The organism is Hafnia sp. HMSC23F03 (genome assembly GCF_001816025.1).
GTDB lineage: Bacteria > Pseudomonadota > Gammaproteobacteria > Enterobacterales > Enterobacteriaceae > Hafnia > Hafnia paralvei.
In genome coordinates, this window is sequence record NZ_KV824245.1 from 15,022 (window position 1) to 31,060 (window position 16,039).

The following is a 16,039-nucleotide window of genomic DNA, read 5'->3' on the forward strand; positions in this document are numbered from 1 at the left end:
GCGACTCATAGGGTGAGGGGGCAGTTATTGATTTGAACCACAATTTTACCTCCATGTAGGTAGGCATCACTCGTGTTACGGGGTACGAGCAGCTATAGGCTTATGATATGATGCGTTACCCCCGATTTTAGGAATGGTTTCTTCGATGTTGAATATCTCCCTTTTAGCCTGTAGCCGTGACGAGCGAGTGCTGTTTAGCCAGCTCAGTTTTCAGGTGGAAGCGGGCGAAATGGTACAAATAGAAGGCCCGAACGGAGCAGGTAAAACGACCCTGCTACGGATGATTGCCGGTTTGTCCCAGCCTGACCGCGGCGATATTCAATGGCAGCAAAAATCTATTCGTAAACAGCGTGAAGAGTACCAACAGCAGATGATTTACCTTGGCCATCAGGCCGGTGTGAAATCGGTGCTGACGCCGTTTGAAAACCTCGCGTTTTATCAAGCGGTGCAGGGTGAACATAATCAAGAGGCCATTTGGGATGCTTTGGCTCAGGTTGATTTAATTGGCTATGAAGATGTGCCCGTCGCTCAGCTCTCTGCGGGACAGCAACGCCGAGTGGCTTTAGCGCGACTGTGGTTGAGTAAGGCAACACTATGGATCTTGGATGAGCCGCTAACCGCGATTGATAAGTCTGGGGTGGCAAAGCTGATCGCATTATTCGAGAAGCATACGCAGGCGGGAGGCATTATTTTGCTGACGACTCATCAGGATCTGGATTATCGCATGCGTAAGCTGCGTTTGAGCGGCGAGGAAGTTTCGCGATGATCGGCACCGTATTGCGACGTGAGTTAAAAATTGCCTTTCGCAACGGCGCTGAAATCATTAATCCGCTGTGGTTCTTTTTAATCGTGATTACGCTGTTCCCTCTCAGCATTGGCCCCGAGCCGCAGCTGCTTGCGCGTATTGCGCCGGGTGTTGTGTGGGTAGCGGCATTGTTAGCCGCGCTTTTGTCTCTGGAGCGCCTGTTTAAAGATGACTATCTGGACGGCACGCTAGAACAACTCATGTTAACGCCGTCGCCGTTGGCATTAACGGTGCTCGCGAAAGTATTTGCTCATTGGTTAGTGACCGGCCTGCCACTGCTGATCCTCTCTCCGTTGGTCGCACTTTTACTTTCTTTCGATTTTGCGACCTGGTGGGCCGTGGCTTTAACCCTGCTGTTGGGCACGCCAACGCTCAGTTTTATTGGATCGATAGGTGTGGCACTGACGGTAGGGTTACGCAAGGGGGGAGTATTACTCAGTCTGCTGGTGCTTCCTCTCTATATTCCTATTTTAATTTTTGCGACCTCTGCGATTGATGCGGCCTCGATGGGTATGCCTATTGGTGGATATCTCGCTATCTTAGGCGCGATGCTCGCAGGAAGCGTTACACTTTCACCGTTTGCAGCAGCGGCAGCGCTGCGTGTCAGCGTGCAGTAACTTGTTCGATGAAACCGAACTCAACGATTTGAAAAACCTTTTTGTTTGTCGGCGGTAATATAGCTCAGACTAATAGGTTAATAATAAGTAACACCGTATAAGATAGATTGTCTGAAAAGAGCCTGCAGGTAGTACAAGACAGCGCCTTTTTATGGGGTTTCGACATCAAGGTCGAAACAGTGACTTTTCGTTTTGTGAGCATAAATCTCAATGTGGAAATGGCTTCATCAGCTTGCTAAGCCTGAACGGCTTTATCATCTGTGCGGTAAGTTTGTGCCATGGCTAGGATTAGCTGGGGCAGCGTGTTTGTTGATTGGTTGGGTCTGGGGCTTTGGATTCGCACCGTCTGACTATCAACAGGGCAATAGCTATCGCATTATGTACATCCATGTCCCAGCGGCTATTTGGTCGATGGGGATTTATGCTTCCATGGCAATTGCGGCGTTTATCGGCTTAGTCTGGCAGATGAAAATGTCCGATCTGGTGAGTGCCGCGATGGCACCCGTGGGGGCGGTTTTCACCTTTATTGCGCTTGCGACAGGATCGGCTTGGGGCAAGCCAATGTGGGGAACGTGGTGGGTGTGGGATGCGCGCTTAACCTCTGAACTCGTGCTGCTGTTCCTGTATCTGGGCGCTATTGCCTTGTACAACGCGTTTGAAGATCGCCGCACCGCCGGTCGCGCGGCAGGCATTTTGGTGCTGGTTGGCGTGGTAAACCTGCCGATTATTCATTTCTCCGTTGAGTGGTGGAACACCCTGCATCAAGGGTCTACCAACATGCAAAACACCATTGACCCAAGCATGCGCTCTCCGCTGCGTTGGGCGATCTTCGGTTATCTTTTCTTCTTTATTACCCTGACGCTAATGCGTTTACGTAATCTGATCTTAATGCAGGAACGCCGCCGTCCGTGGGTGAATGCGTTAGTGAATACTCGCCAGAATAACCAGCACAAGGAGCGTTCCTGATGAACCCCGCATTTTCATCGTGGCAGGACTTCTTTGCCATGGGCGGCTATGCGTTTTACGTATGGCTGTCCGTTGCCGCAACCCTCATTCCTTTACTGTTGCTGGTGTGTCATACCCGCTGGCAACGCCGCCAAATTTTGACGGAAATTCGCCGTCATCAGGCGCGCGAGCAACGTATTAAACAAGCGCAGGGTCAACAACGCGCTTCGTCAGTTTCACAAGGAGAGCAGTCGTTATGAATCCACGTCGCAAGAGCCGCTTGTATCTGGCCATTGTTGTCTTACTTGGCCTTGGGGTGACAGTAACTCTGGTTCTTTATGCATTGCGCTCCAACATTGACCTGTTTTATACCCCAACTGAAATTTTGCAGGGTAAAGGCGAAAATCATGAAAAGCCTGAAGTGGGCCAGCGTTTACGTATTGGCGGCATGGTGATGCCGGGTTCGGTGAAACGCGATCAGCAAAGCCTGAAAGTGTCATTCAAAATCTACGATGCTCATGGTGCAATCGGTGTGACCTACGAAGGCATTTTGCCGGATCTGTTCCGTGAAGGGCAGGGCGTAGTGGCACAAGGTGTCATGGGCGAAAATAACGTGGTGCATGCCAAAGAAGTGCTGGCAAAACATGATGAAAAATATACGCCACCAGAGGTAAAAGAAGCGATGGAGCAAAATCATAGTCGCCCAGCAGACGCCTACCAACAAAACGGCGGTAGTTCTGATGCGGGGAACCCGCAGCCATGATCCCTGAAATTGGTAACTTCCTACTGGCGCTTTCTCTCGCGCTGTCCGTGTTGCTGAGCATTTATCCGCTTTGGGGCGCAGCCAGACAAGATGTGCGCATGATGTCGTCGGCACGGCCGTTGACCTACGGACTGTTCTTCAGCATTGCGGTTTCTTTTGGCTGTTTGGTGTATGCCTTTATCACTAATGATTTTACCGTTTCCTATGTAGCGGCTAACTCCAATACCCAGCTACCGGTTTATTTCCGCATTGCGGCCACGTGGGGCGCGCATGAGGGATCGCTGCTGCTTTGGGTTCTGCTACTCAGTTGCTGGACGCTCGCCGTTGCGTTGTTTAGCCGCAGCATGCCACAAGATTCCGTGGCGCGAGTGTTGTCGGTGATGGGGATGATTAACGTAGGTTTCCTGCTATTCATCATTCTTACTTCGAATCCGTTTACTCGCACGTTGCCGAATTTCCCGATTGACGGCAGCGATTTGAATCCGCTGTTGCAGGATATCGGTCTGATTTTCCATCCGCCGTTGCTGTATATGGGCTACGTAGGATTCTCGGTCGCTTTTGCCTTCTCGATTGCCTCGCTGATGGCGGGGCGCTTAGACACCGCATGGGCACGCTGGTCACGTCCTTGGACCACGGCAGCATGGGTATTCCTCACCATGGGGATCGTTTTAGGTTCTGCTTGGGCCTATTACGAACTCGGTTGGGGCGGCTGGTGGTTCTGGGACCCGGTAGAAAATGCCTCCTTTATGCCTTGGCTGGCGGGTACGGCTCTGCTGCACTCACTGGCGGTGACCGAAAAACGTGGCACTTTCAAAGCATGGACGGTTCTCCTCGCCATCACTGCCTTCTCTCTGTGTTTGCTAGGAACGTTTTTGGTGCGCTCTGGGGTCTTGGTCTCCGTGCACTCGTTTGCTTCCGATCCGGCGCGCGGAATGTTCATTTTGGCGTATTTGGTGATCGTGATCGGCGGCTCTTTACTGCTGTATGCCGTGAAGGGTGCACAGGTACGTAGTCGCACTCAACATGAAGTGTTTTCACGTGAAACCTTCCTGCTGGGTAATAACGTGCTGCTGGTCGCCGCGATGTTAGTGGTGCTGTTGGGTACGCTACTGCCGCTGGTGCATAAGCAACTGGGTTTGGGCAGTATTTCGATTGGCGAACCTTTCTTCAATTCAATGTTCACTTGGCTGATGGCTCCGTTTGCATTACTGCTTGGGGTGGGGCCTCTGGTGCGCTGGCGTCGTGATGAGCCGGCAAAATTCTGGAAACGCCTGCTGATGGCAGTGATCGTCACCGTGATCCTTTCCGTTGCGTTGCCGTGGCTGATGCAGGATCGCGTTGAAGGCATGACGGTTGTGGGTCTGTTGATGGCGTTCTGGGTCGTTATCCTGACGTTGATGGAACTGCACGAGCGCGCGACGCATCGTTATGGATTCTGGAAAGGGCTGACCAAACTGCCACGCAGTCATTGGGGGATGGTGCTAGGCCATCTTGGTGTCGCGGTCACGGTGATTGGTATCGCGTTTAGCCAAAGCTACAGCATCGAGCGCGATGTGCGAATGAAGTCGGGAGATAGCGTAGATATTCACAACTATCACTTTGTATTCCGCGACGTTCACGATATTACAGGCCCGAACTATACCGGCGGCGTGGGAATTATTGACGTTACCCGCAACGGAAAACCTGAAGCGACGCTACGGGCAGAAAAACGCTACTACGCGACTGCGCGCAGCATGATGACCGAGGCCGCCATTGACGGCGGTTTAACGCGCGATTTATATGCGGCATTGGGCGAAGAACTGGATGACGGCGCATGGGCGGTTCGCCTGTACTACAAACCTTTTGTACGCTGGATTTGGTACGGCGGCGTGTTAATGGCGATTGGCGGCGTGCTATGTATTCTCGACCCACGCTACCGTTCACGCCGTAAGGAAGAGCGCGAACAAGAAAAACTGGAGAAAACAGCATGAATCGCAAGCTGCTCTTTATCCCGTTAGTTTTATTTATGCTGCTGGTGCTGGCGTTTGTGATCCAGCTACAGCGTAATGCCGGCGGTGAAGATCCCACTATGTTGGAGTCAGCGCTGATTGGTAAACCGGTTCCCGAGTTTAAGCTGGAGTCTCTAGATCAGCCGGGTAAAACCTTTGATCAAAGCGTATTGCACGACGGCAAACCGATGCTGCTCAACGTGTGGGCGACCTGGTGCCCGACCTGCTACGCCGAACATCAGTATCTCAATAAGCTGGCCGCGAAAGGGATCCGCGTGGTGGGGTTAAACTATAAGGATGACCGTCAGAAAGCCGTGAAATGGCTCAATGATTTGGGCAATCCCTATGCGCTGAGTCTTTACGACGGCGACGGCATGCTGGGACTTGATCTTGGCGTATATGGCGCGCCTGAGACTTTCCTGATCGATGGTAATGGGATCATCCGTTATCGTCATGCAGGGGATCTTAACGATCGCGTTTGGCAACAGGAAATCGAACCTTTATACCGCCAATATGAAGGAGCTAAATAATGCGAGCGATAAGATTAGCCAGCGTGTTGGTCGGCGTTATGCTCTCTGTTAGCGCTTGGGCGGCGATTGATACCTATAGTTTTAAAAGCGTTGAGCAAGAACAGCAATACCGTGAATTAACCGAGCAGTTACGCTGCCCGAAATGTCAGAACAACAGCATTGCGGATTCCAATGCGATCATTGCTGCAGACATGCGCCAGAAAGTGTATGAGCTGATGGAAAAAGGCTACACCAATAAGCAGATTACTGAATATATGGTGGCGCGCTACGGTAATTTTGTGACCTATGAACCACCGTTAACCGCCGCGACCGTGATTCTGTGGGTGGGACCTGCACTGTTTGTTCTGCTGGGGGCCATCGTAGTGATTACACGCGCTCGTCGCCGTCGCCCAGAAGAGCCAGAGGTTTCAGGTGATACGCTAAGCGATGCTGAGAAACAACGATTACAACAGCTTCTTAACGACAGCGACAGGGAACATTGATAATGGCATTTTGGTTAATAGTTTTAGTGTTGCTGATCGCCGCCGCTGCGTTGCTGCTGGTTCCGGTGTTACGTCAGCCTCAGCGTGATTTACCTGAAGATCGCGATCGTTTAAACACACGTTTTTACCATCAGCGGTTAAAAGAGCTGGAGCAGGACGAAGAGCAGGGTGTGGTTGCTGAGCGTCAGGCGATGATCGAAGAGCTTCAGCAAAACCTGCTGTCTGATGTTCCTCATGCAGATAAGGCCAAACCTGAACCACTCAACCGCTGGGTGCTGCTGCCAGGCGTCGTCGTCCTCGTACTGATTTCTGTCGGTTTTTATTTGAAAACCGGCGGATTAGCTCAAGTTCAAGGCTGGAATCTGGTGATGAGTGAAATGCCTTCGCTGCGCGAGCGGGTCATGAACGAAGACAAGCAGCCGCTGACGATGGAAGAAATTGCTCGTTTAGGCTTAGGGCTGCGTACCGAGCTGCAAACCGATCCGCGTAACGTGGCTGATTGGGTGATGTTAGGCCGAATCGGTATGGCATTGAATAACGCGACGACCGCGACTCAGGCTTTCTCTCACGCCTACCAGTTGGCGCCGAATGAACCTGAGGTTGCGCTGGGGTACGCGGAAGTGCTCACCCGTTCTAGCGATCCACAAGATAATAAACAGGCAGCCGACATGCTGCGCGATATGATGGCGCGTAATCATGAAGACGTGCGGGTGCTGAGCCTGTTGGCATTTAATGCTTTCGAACAGGGCGATTATAAGAAGGCGATTGGTGCGTGGGAGATGATGCTGAAAACATTACCTGCCAACGATAGTCGTCGTGAAGTGCTAAAGCGCAGCATTGAACAAGCCAAAGTGCAGTCTGGTGAGGATAATAGCCTACTGAACGTCACGATTAATCTGTCGCCTGACGTTGAGCGCCAACTACCGCCAACGGCGGTCTTGGTGGTTTCAGTTAGCGATGGCGTCACGCCAATACCCGTTGCGGTGAAGCAGTTGCCACTGGGGCATTTCCCTGTGACAGTTTCATTATCTGATGCCAATGCCATGATGCCGGAACGTTTGCTGTCGACGCAAAAACAGGTGAAAGTCCGTGCGCGCATCTCTCGAGATGGTTTAGCCAATCCACAATCAGGTGACTGGTTCGGTGAAAGTGCGGTTATGCCCTATAATAAAGAAAGTCAGATTAGCGTACAGATTGAACATCAAGTACCATAAATCGCCCATGGCAAAAACAGTCTTTGGGCATGAGTAAGATCAGAATAAAATATGTGGATCGTTGACGGCGGGATAAGATTGATAGCCTGTCATCAGCGATCCCTTTTCATGGAGAAGGATATGAAACTTCGGCTGACAGGAGTGGCTCTGGCAAGCGTATTGCTGGTTGGGTGTGCAACAAATGCATCGGATTCAGCTCAAGGGCGTTCAGACCCGCTGGAAGGTTTTAACCGTGCGATGTTTAGCGTGAACTACAATTATCTGGATCCGTATTTGTTACGTCCTGTAGCCGTAGCTTGGCGTGACTATGTGCCTGTTCCTGCTCGCTCGGGGATTTCGAACTTCACGAGCAACCTTGAAGAACCTGCTAGCATGGTGAACAGTTTCCTTGAAGGTAATGTTTACGATGGATTTGTACACTTTAACCGTTTCTTCCTGAATACCATTCTCGGTATGGGTGGGTTCATGGACGTCGCGTCGATGGCAAACCCTAAACTGGCGAAACAGGAACCTCATCGTTTCGGTAGCACGCTAGGTTACTATGATGTGCCGTATGGCCCATATGTGGTGCTTCCGGGCTACGGCAGCGCGACCCCACGTCAGGACGGGGGGAATTATGTCGACTACGTCTACCCAGCGTTAAGCTGGCTGACCTTCTGGATGTCTGCAGGTAAATGGGTCGTCGAAGGTATAGAGACTCGAGCACAGCTGCTGGATTCCGATGGTCTGCTGAGGAATTCTTCAGATCCGTATCTGTTTATGCGTGAAGCGTATTTCCAGCGCAATGATTTCTTGGCAACCGGTGGTGAATTGATAGCACCAACCAATCCAAATGCCTCAGCTATTCAGGATGATTTGAAAGACATTGATTCAAACTGATGGATAATGGATAGATCGCAAAGAAGCGCCTTAGGGCGCTTTTTTTACGTCTGGATAGCCGCTGTTCTTAATGAAAAAGCGCCCCAAAAGGGTAATGCTGATCGTTTAAGAGATCGAGATACACGGGTCTAGTACACCGCGGGGCGCTCCGGCAGCTAAAGCTGCTACGACCCCATCGGTGTACTTCCCCTAAAATCGCGCTTAAGTGACCAGCATTACCCTAAAAGGGCGCTTTTAATGTCTACTCGTTTTAAAAATTAGAACGCGTAGTTGAAGTTAGCACCGTACAACCATGCTTTACCTACAGATTTGAACTCATACGGCCCTTCGTTGATGGTAACTTTTGAGCCATGCATGTAGGAAACACCGACGTCAACAGACGCATCTTTGTTGAATGCGTAGCTGGTACCCGCACTGATCCAAGCACGATCCTGATCTGGGATAGAGATAGAACGTGTGCCGGCAGGTACTGGGCTATCGTCAAAGGCAATACCGGTACGGAACGTCCAGTTATCATCGTAGAAGTAGGTGGTACCAATCGCGATGCGGTAGGCATCTTTGAAGCCTTCATCTTTATAGAACAGGGTCTGACCGTTTGACCCCTTGGCTTTTAGCTCTTCGAACTGGCTCCAACTGGTGTAGGCCATGCTGTAGTGGACAGCCCACTGTGGTGCCACTTTGTGGTAGCCAGAGATTTCCCACATTTCAGGCAGATTCAGGGTCAGAGAGCCTGGTACGGTGGCTCCACCGGTGCCCATAGGTAAACCTTGGATACCGAACTGATTTGCCAATGCGTTCACGCTGGTTGGCAGGTCGCTACGGTAGTCACCGTCGAAGTCGATTTTAACTTCAGAGCGATAGGTCAGGCCAAAGCGGTTATTTTCATCCACTTCATACAGAATACCGGCGTTCCAACCAAAGCCCCATTCGTCGCCTTTCAGATGAGAGATCTGTGTGTTGGCTGGGATCTGACCGACTATGCCGTTGTACGGAGGGGGTAATTTGCTGCCGATCAGCAGTGGCAGGTCGCCTGCATAGCGGTCAATCTTAGCTTTCGCATATACGGCGTCAAAGCCCAGACCGAAGCTGAAGTGTTCGTTAGCACGATAAGCCGCGCTCAGGTTTAAGTTCGCTGTGGTCAGGTCGGTAGTCCCGCCCATAGAGCCTGCAGCGTAGTTATCGTTGAATTCAGTCGCCAAACCGTAGTTTGAGGTTACAGATGCACCCACGGCCCACTGATCGTTGATAGGTTGCACGTAGTGGAAGTTAGGCACCCACGCCGTTGGCGCGATATTTTTAGCATTCAGGCTCTGGCCGCTTGGAGAACGCCCGGAGATGTCTACGTCTGGGTCGATAAATACGCCGCCGATGGAAATCGCTGGGCGATCGTACATGCTCAACAGGGCCGGGTTGCGGCTTGCGGATGCCGGGGTATCAGCCATGGCACCTTCACCTGAATAGGCTCGGCCTAAGCCAGCGGCTGAGAACTCATTCAGCTGGAAACCAGCGGCATTGACGTTAGATGAAAGCAGTGCCACTGCTGCAGCTAATGCTGACTTAGTAAACAGGTTTTTCTGGCGCATGACCGAAACCTCATTATTGTGTGTTTTATTTAAACTATGTTACGTACTGTAACAATGAGCGCGGATTGTAGGGTCCGAGTTCGATCTGACAAATCAGACCAGTGAGCAGAGTATAGGTCTGACCTCTTGGTATGTTGCAAGAATGTTTATTAAATATTTCCAAAATGATTCAAGAAAAGAGATCCGTGTAACAAAAAACAACGGAACTAATAAAGAACTGGTTACAAGTGCGTGGAAATAAACAGCAAATAATGTGATTTTGCTCACTAAGTGTCATTCCTATGGCATATCGCTAGTGTCTGTAGTGGGAGAGGAGTAAAATACCCACAGTTTTTATATTTTTTGAGCCAGATCATAATTGGCGATATAAAGTGGGGGTTATTCCCCGTCGAGGAGATGATTGAAATGACTGATGCTATTAAAAAGTGCAGTGCACAAGAAACGGCAGCTTGCTGCTGCGTTGATGTCGGCACCATCATGGATAACACCGACTGCACCGCATCCTATTGCAATGTTTTTGCTCAGGAAGCTGATGCGAAAGCTATGCTGGAACAACTGACTCAGAAAGCGCGCGGCATCGAATCCGATCCTTGTGTTATCAAAAGCAATATTGTTAAAAAAGCGGAAGGCTATGAGTTGACCGTTGATTTCACTTTTGCTTGTGAAGCGGAAACCCTGATTTTTCAACTCGGCCTGCGTTAATCGCGGGTTAACCGAAAGTAATATTCTAAGCACGACTTCGGTCGTGCTTTTTTTATATTTAGCCAGCGCCCTTTCTTCATTACATAAATTCGATTTTATCGATAAATACATTCATTAAATATATTGATTGCGACACACCTTTTTCACTGACTCCTCTTTCTCCCGCAAAGAAACCTGTTCCTGTTCTCAGTTTTTGCCTTTTCTTGTTTGCGAAATGTAAAAATTGGGTTAAGAATTTACGTCATCAGGTCAGACCTGTTTACTAAATGCCACGCGGGTATCGTGCTCCGTGGTCTTTACAATTCAGGGAATGGTTACATTTTTACTATTTTTGTCGTATTGCGCAGGAGCTCAAAATGAGTCAGGCACTTCCTTTATCATCCCCGTTGGCTTTGACAACCCGTTCGGGTGATCGTATTGCCATTGTGCAGGGGCTGAGAACGCCGTTTGCCCGCCAAGCCACCGCATTTCATGGTATTCCGGCCGTGGAGTTAGGCAATATGGTGGTGAGTGAGCTGCTGGCTCGCAGCAATATTTCTCCTGACGTTATCGATCAGTTGGTTTTTGGTCAGGTTGTGCAGATGCCCGAAGCGCCGAATATTGCACGTGAAATCGTGTTAGGCACCGGAATGAGTATTCACACCGATGCCTACAGCGTATCGCGTGCCTGCGCCACCAGTTTTCAAGCAATCGCCAATGTGGCTGAGAGCATTATGGCTGGCTCCATTTCTGTCGGTATTGCCGGCGGTGCGGACTCTTCCTCAGTGCTTCCCATCGGCGTGAGCAAATCCTTGGCGCGCACGCTGGTGGATGTCAATAAAGCCCGAACGTTGTCTCAGCGCCTCAAGTTGTTCAGTAAGCTGAAACTGCGTGATTTACTGCCTGTTCCCCCCGCGGTCGCTGAGTATTCAACCGGTTTGCGCATGGGAGATACTGCAGAGCAAATGGCGAAAAGCCACCATATTAGCCGAGAGGAACAAGATTCCTTGGCGCACCGTTCTCATACTTTGGCGGCCAAAGCATGGGAATCCGGCGTGCTGCGCGATGAAGTGATCACCGCTTATATCCCTCCGTACCAGCAGTCGCTGGATAAAGACAACAACGTGCGCGGCGATTCCACCTTAGCGTCCTATAGCAAGCTGAAACCGGCGTTTGACCGCCGCCACGGTAGCGTTACGGCGGCCAACAGTACTCCTTTAACCGACGGTGCCGCCGCAGTGCTGATGATGAGCGAATCCCGCGCCCGCGAACTTGGGCTGACTCCGCTAGGCTATCTGCGCAGTTTTGCTTTTTCTGCCATCGATGTTTGGGAGGACATGCTGCTCGGGCCATCATATGCAACGCCGCTGGCACTAGACCGCGCGGGGATCACGCTGCAGGATTTAACCTTAATCGATATGCATGAAGCCTTCGCATCGCAAACGCTGGCGAACCTGAAAATGTTTGCCAGCGATGAATTTGCGCGTGAAAAACTCGGGCGTGATCGTGCGATTGGTGAAGTCGACATGGATAAATTTAACGTTCTAGGCGGCTCAATTGCCTATGGACACCCATTTGCTGCCACCGGCGCTCGTATGATCACCCAAACGTTGAATGAACTGCGTCGTCGCGGCGGGGGGCTTGGCCTAACCACGGCCTGCGCCGCGGGTGGCCTCGGCGCTGCCATGATCGTGGAGGTGGAGTAATGTCTGCACAAGAATACCCTCTCATGCGGGACGCTAAGCCAAGCGCCTTCCGCTTTAGCGTAGTGGATAACGACATTGGTCTTATCACCATCGATGTGCCGGATGAGCGCGTGAATACGCTGAAAGCCGAATTTGTTCAGCAGGTGGATGACGTTTTACAACAGGCGCAAAAACATAAGCTTCAGGGCATGGTGATTATCTCGGGCAAACCTGATTCATTTATTGCCGGGGCCGATATCACCATGCTTGATGCGTGCCAAAGCGAGCAGCAGGCACGCATACTGGCACAGAAAGGGCAGGTTACGCTGGCGAAGATCGCCGCGCTGTCTATTCCCGTGGTCGCCGCCATTCATGGTGCCTGCCTAGGGGGCGGTTTGGAGCTCGCGTTAGCTTGCCACCGCCGAATCTGTTCTTTAGATGACAAAACCGCGCTGGGGCTACCCGAAGTACAGCTCGGCTTATTACCAGGATCGGGCGGCACTCAGCGGTTGCCGCGTTTGATTGGTGCTTCGCAGGCATTGGACTTGATGCTGACGGGGCGCCATGTTCGCGCTAAACAGGCGCTGAAGATGGGGTTGGTAGATGATGCCGTTCCTGCCTCGATCCTGTTGGAAAGCGCGATTCAACTGGCGCGACAGGGCTGGCGCACACGCCCTGAGCTGCCAGTGATGGAGCGCTTGCTAAATGGCCCTCTGGGGCGTTCTCTGCTGTTTAGCATCGTGCGTAAGAAAACCTTAGCGAAAACACAGGGTAACTACCCTGCGGCGGAAAAAATCATTCAGGTCGTACGTCAAGGCTTGGAGCACGGCAGCAGCAGCGGCTATGAGGCAGAAGCTAAGGCTTTTGGTGAATTAGTGATGACGCCTGAGTCCGCCGCGCTGCGCAGTTTGTTCTTTGCTTCCACTTCGCTGAAGAAAGAGGCCGGAGGCACCGCTAAGCCACAGGCCATACGCCACGTAGGCGTCTTGGGCGGTGGGCTGATGGGCGGAGGAATTGCCTGTGTGACAGCAACGCGAGGCGGTTTGCCTGTGCGTATCAAAGATATCAGCGAGAAGGGGATTAGCCACGCGTTAAGCTATAGCTGGGATGCGTTGACCAAGCGGGTTCGCGCTCGTCGTATGCGCCCGGCTGAGCGGCAAAAACAGATGCAACTGTTGTCAGGTTGCACAGACTATAGCGGTTTTCAGCAAATGGATGTGGTGATTGAGGCGGTGTTTGAGGATCTTAAGCTGAAGCAGCAAATGGTGGCGGACGTTGAGCACTATTGTGCACCACATACGATTTTCGCATCGAATACCTCTTCTTTACCTATTGCTCAAATCGCGGCGTTATCACAAAGACCGGAGCAGGTAATTGGCCTGCACTATTTTAGTCCAGTCGATAAAATGCCGCTGGTAGAAGTCATTCCGCATGCGGGAACCAGCGAAGTCACTATTGCTACCACGGTTGCTTTAGCACAAAAGCAGGGGAAAACGGCGATCGTCGTTGGCGATCGCGCCGGTTTCTATGTAAACCGTATTTTGGCCCCTTATATCAGTGAGGCGGCGCGCTGTCTGTTAGAGGGCGAATCGATTAACGGTATCGATCAAGCGATGGTGAAAGGGGGATTCCCTATCGGGCCATTTGCTCTGTTAGATGAAGTTGGGATCGACGTGGGCACGAAAATTATCCCTATTTTGGTGGCAGAATTAGGTGAGCGATTTGCAGCGCCGCCGGCATTTGATGCGTTGATTCAGGATGACCGCAAAGGACGTAAGAATGGTCGAGGGTTCTATCTCTATAAGAACAAGGGCAAAAAAGGGAAAAAAGAGGTGGATGCCTCGGTTTATCCATTGCTGCGCGTGACGCCGAAACCACAAATGAATGAAAAAGAAATTTTCCAGCGCTGTGTCATGCTGATGCTCAATGAAGCGGCTCGGTGCTTGGATGAAAATATTATCCGCAGTGCACGCGATGGTGATATTGGCGCAGTATTTGGCATCGGTTTCCCGCCATTCCTCGGAGGTCCATTCCGCTATATGGATCGCTTAGGCATCGATAACGTTGTCAATACGCTGCAAACCTTAGCTCAACGCCACGGCTCGCATTTCGCACCATGCGAAAAATTATTGACCATGAAAGAGCAAAATCAGCGCTTTTATTTGTAACCGTCAGAGTGGCATAGAAAAATGCGCGATTGCGCGGCAGTGAGTCTTTATTTGGGAATGAGAGGCCGATCACTGCTTGCAACTCTTTCACGGTCAGACTCTGTACAGATAATTCTGCTCAGGGTAGTTTACGGCGTTAGGCTGACGGAGTGGGGCAGGTGCGCCACGCTCCGTTTAGTAGTATATTTAGATATTGGATAAAAGATAAACAGCTGTTATGTGTGCTGTTATCTCTACCCCACGCGGAAGCGATCCAGTCCGCGTGATTAATACGCATCACTTTTGCGTGTTAATTCTGTGTCGAATCAGGCAGAATGCCCGACCGTCTACATGCCAATCGGCGAACGGTGCAGGATTCAGCCAACAATAGCGGTGCAATATGCAAGTTTTTATTATGCGTCATGGTGAGGCCGCTCTCGAAGCAGCTAGCGATTCAATCAGGCCTCTGACGACCCGTGGTCACGATGAATCAGTCTGTATGGCCTCTTGGCTACAAACGCAATCATGTAAGATTGAAAAGGTTTTGGTGAGTCCTTATCTGCGCGCCCAGCAAACGCTAGCGGCAGTACGCGAAGGGCTGGCGTTACCGGACGATGTTGAAGTGATGCCGGAGCTTACGCCGGGCGGCGATGCTGCTATGGTGGGGTGCTATCTGGAGGCACTGGCCAAAACGGATATCGGCAGCGTACTGGTTATCTCGCATCTGCCGTTGGTGGGCTATCTGGTGTCAGAACTCTGCCCGGAAGAAGCCCCTCCGATGTTTGCCACTTCGGCTATTGCTGGCGTTTCTTTTGATGCGACCACAGAGCGTGGCGTGTTTGACTGGCAGGTTGGACCCGCGCAGGTAATGGCTAAGGCTTAATATTCACTTCATCTTTCAAGCTGCAGATGCGTTCATGTGCCCTAGCCACTTACTGATGTAAGCTCTAGGGACTGGCTCTATTACCGCCTCTCTGCAACTTGAAACCGCCTAACCCTGCTATATTCATCATTTTCGCTGCATCAGCGGCGCTCTTCACGCTCGTCGATTTCTATCAGCACTAATAACGCGGCATCTCCTCCCCATTCACGTGACGCCTGATGAAACGCAACAACGTCTGGATGCTGAGCCAGCCAGAGCGGCGTTTGCTGTTTGAGAATGTGTTTACCGTGTCCATGCATAACGCAGGCACAGTGGACGTGTTCACGGCGGCAGGCGGCGATCAGCGCCCCTAATTCTTGCTTAGCCTGCATTTGGGTAAGCCCATGCAGATCTAAAAATAATTCAGGTGAATAGTCGCCGCGGCGCAGTTTCTTTAGCTCAAAATGATTGGCGTCAGGGCGGATATAACGCGTTGGTCCATCACTGTCGAGCTGCGGTTGAAATTCATCGGAAAAATAGAAGCTAGCGTCGATTTGTTCTTGCAGCATTTTTTCAGGCGCAATTTTTCGGGTACTGCGCTTAGGGCGATGTACCACGGTGTCCTGCGCGATCTTACGTGCGCCGCTGACGGACTCACGAAAAAGGGCGGCATCCTCACCGCTGATCGTTTTATTTTTCTTCATTATCAATCTGCCATAGTCACTCTTAGGGATAGTGTAACTAAAGTTCTCGCGGCATCTAAATAAAACTCGTCATCAATCTTATCTTCTAGCGTCACAGAGGCATCTCTCAGACTATATTCCTGCTGATTTGTGGGGCTCTTCATGGCAAACTACG

16 protein-coding genes are annotated in these 16,039 nt (G+C 51.2%); 14 read left to right on the forward strand and 2 right to left on the reverse strand.

Features of this window, described 5'->3' with window-relative positions:
- Window positions 1-145: 145 nt before the first annotated feature.
- The 10 genes from ccmA (at window position 146) to mlaA (ending at window position 8,223) form a co-directional block, all read left to right on the forward strand.
- On the forward strand, window positions 146-766 hold the full coding sequence (ccmA, locus tag HMPREF3091_RS20510) for a cytochrome c biogenesis heme-transporting ATPase CcmA (RefSeq protein ID WP_004092788.1): 621 nt from the start codon (window positions 146-148) through the stop codon (window positions 764-766).
- Window positions 763-1,422 carry a heme exporter protein CcmB gene (gene ccmB / locus HMPREF3091_RS20515; protein ID WP_004092786.1) on the forward strand — a complete coding sequence of 220 codons (660 nt, stop codon included), beginning with the start codon at window positions 763-765 and terminating at the stop codon, window positions 1,420-1,422. Before ccmA ends, ccmB begins: the two co-directional genes overlap by 4 nt.
- 210 nt (window positions 1,423-1,632) lie before the next feature.
- Entirely contained in the window at window positions 1,633-2,388 is a 756-nt protein-coding gene (locus HMPREF3091_RS20520) for a heme ABC transporter permease (RefSeq protein ID WP_070718638.1), read from the forward strand.
- Complete coding sequence (gene ccmD, locus HMPREF3091_RS20525; RefSeq protein ID WP_004092784.1) at window positions 2,388-2,627, forward strand: heme exporter protein CcmD; 240 nt, start codon at window positions 2,388-2,390, stop codon at window positions 2,625-2,627. The genes HMPREF3091_RS20520 and ccmD overlap by 1 nt, the downstream gene beginning before the upstream one ends.
- Window positions 2,624-3,130, forward strand: a complete 507-nt coding sequence (gene ccmE / locus HMPREF3091_RS20530; protein ID WP_070718640.1) for a cytochrome c maturation protein CcmE — start codon at window positions 2,624-2,626, stop codon at window positions 3,128-3,130. The genes ccmD and ccmE overlap by 4 nt, the downstream gene beginning before the upstream one ends.
- Complete coding sequence (locus HMPREF3091_RS20535) at window positions 3,127-5,100, forward strand: heme lyase CcmF/NrfE family subunit (RefSeq protein WP_070718644.1); 1,974 nt, start codon at window positions 3,127-3,129, stop codon at window positions 5,098-5,100. The genes ccmE and HMPREF3091_RS20535 overlap by 4 nt, the downstream gene beginning before the upstream one ends.
- The gene (locus tag HMPREF3091_RS20540; protein WP_004092781.1) at window positions 5,097-5,648 is read left to right on the forward strand and encodes a DsbE family thiol:disulfide interchange protein; all 552 of its coding nucleotides are present in this window, start codon (window positions 5,097-5,099) and stop codon (window positions 5,646-5,648) included. The genes HMPREF3091_RS20535 and HMPREF3091_RS20540 overlap by 4 nt, the downstream gene beginning before the upstream one ends.
- Window positions 5,649-5,656: 8 nt before the next feature.
- A complete protein-coding gene (locus HMPREF3091_RS20545) occupies window positions 5,657-6,130 on the forward strand; it encodes a cytochrome c-type biogenesis protein (RefSeq protein WP_172635538.1) in 474 nt (157 codons plus the stop codon).
- A 2-nt stretch (window positions 6,131-6,132) separates the two neighbouring features.
- Window positions 6,133-7,344 (forward strand): c-type cytochrome biogenesis protein CcmI, encoded by a 1,212-nt coding sequence (ccmI, locus tag HMPREF3091_RS20550; protein WP_070718647.1) that lies wholly within the window; start codon window positions 6,133-6,135, stop codon window positions 7,342-7,344.
- A 120-nt stretch (window positions 7,345-7,464) separates the two neighbouring features.
- Window positions 7,465-8,223 (forward strand): phospholipid-binding lipoprotein MlaA, encoded by a 759-nt coding sequence (gene mlaA, locus HMPREF3091_RS20555; protein ID WP_070718649.1) that lies wholly within the window; start codon window positions 7,465-7,467, stop codon window positions 8,221-8,223.
- A 257-nt stretch (window positions 8,224-8,480) separates the two neighbouring features.
- On the opposite strand, the gene fadL is transcribed toward mlaA, so the two are convergent.
- On the reverse strand, window positions 8,481-9,806 hold the full coding sequence (gene fadL / locus HMPREF3091_RS20560; protein ID WP_070718653.1) for a long-chain fatty acid transporter FadL: 1,326 nt from the start codon (window positions 9,804-9,806) through the stop codon (window positions 8,481-8,483).
- A 405-nt stretch (window positions 9,807-10,211) separates the two neighbouring features.
- Here fadL and HMPREF3091_RS20565 point away from each other — a divergent pair, with 405 nt between their 5' ends.
- The 4 genes from HMPREF3091_RS20565 to sixA all read left to right on the forward strand — a co-directional run bounded on the left by HMPREF3091_RS20565 (window position 10,212) and on the right by sixA (window position 15,202).
- Window positions 10,212-10,508, forward strand: coding sequence for a YfcZ/YiiS family protein (locus HMPREF3091_RS20565; RefSeq protein ID WP_008814078.1), 297 nt, complete (start codon window positions 10,212-10,214; stop codon window positions 10,506-10,508).
- Between the two features lie 356 nt (window positions 10,509-10,864).
- Entirely contained in the window at window positions 10,865-12,193 is a 1,329-nt protein-coding gene (gene fadI / locus HMPREF3091_RS20570; RefSeq protein ID WP_070718655.1) for an acetyl-CoA C-acyltransferase FadI, read from the forward strand.
- Window positions 12,193-14,340 (forward strand): fatty acid oxidation complex subunit alpha FadJ, encoded by a 2,148-nt coding sequence (gene fadJ, locus HMPREF3091_RS20575; RefSeq protein ID WP_070718657.1) that lies wholly within the window; start codon window positions 12,193-12,195, stop codon window positions 14,338-14,340. The genes fadI and fadJ overlap by 1 nt, the downstream gene beginning before the upstream one ends.
- A 379-nt stretch (window positions 14,341-14,719) precedes the next feature.
- On the forward strand, window positions 14,720-15,202 hold the full coding sequence (gene sixA / locus HMPREF3091_RS20580; RefSeq protein ID WP_070718660.1) for a phosphohistidine phosphatase SixA: 483 nt from the start codon (window positions 14,720-14,722) through the stop codon (window positions 15,200-15,202).
- A 140-nt stretch (window positions 15,203-15,342) separates the two neighbouring features.
- Here the strand turns inward: sixA and smrB are convergent, their stop codons facing one another.
- Entirely contained in the window at window positions 15,343-15,885 is a 543-nt protein-coding gene (smrB, locus tag HMPREF3091_RS20585) for an endonuclease SmrB (RefSeq protein WP_070718661.1), read from the reverse strand.
- Window positions 15,886-16,039 lie beyond the last annotated feature (154 nt).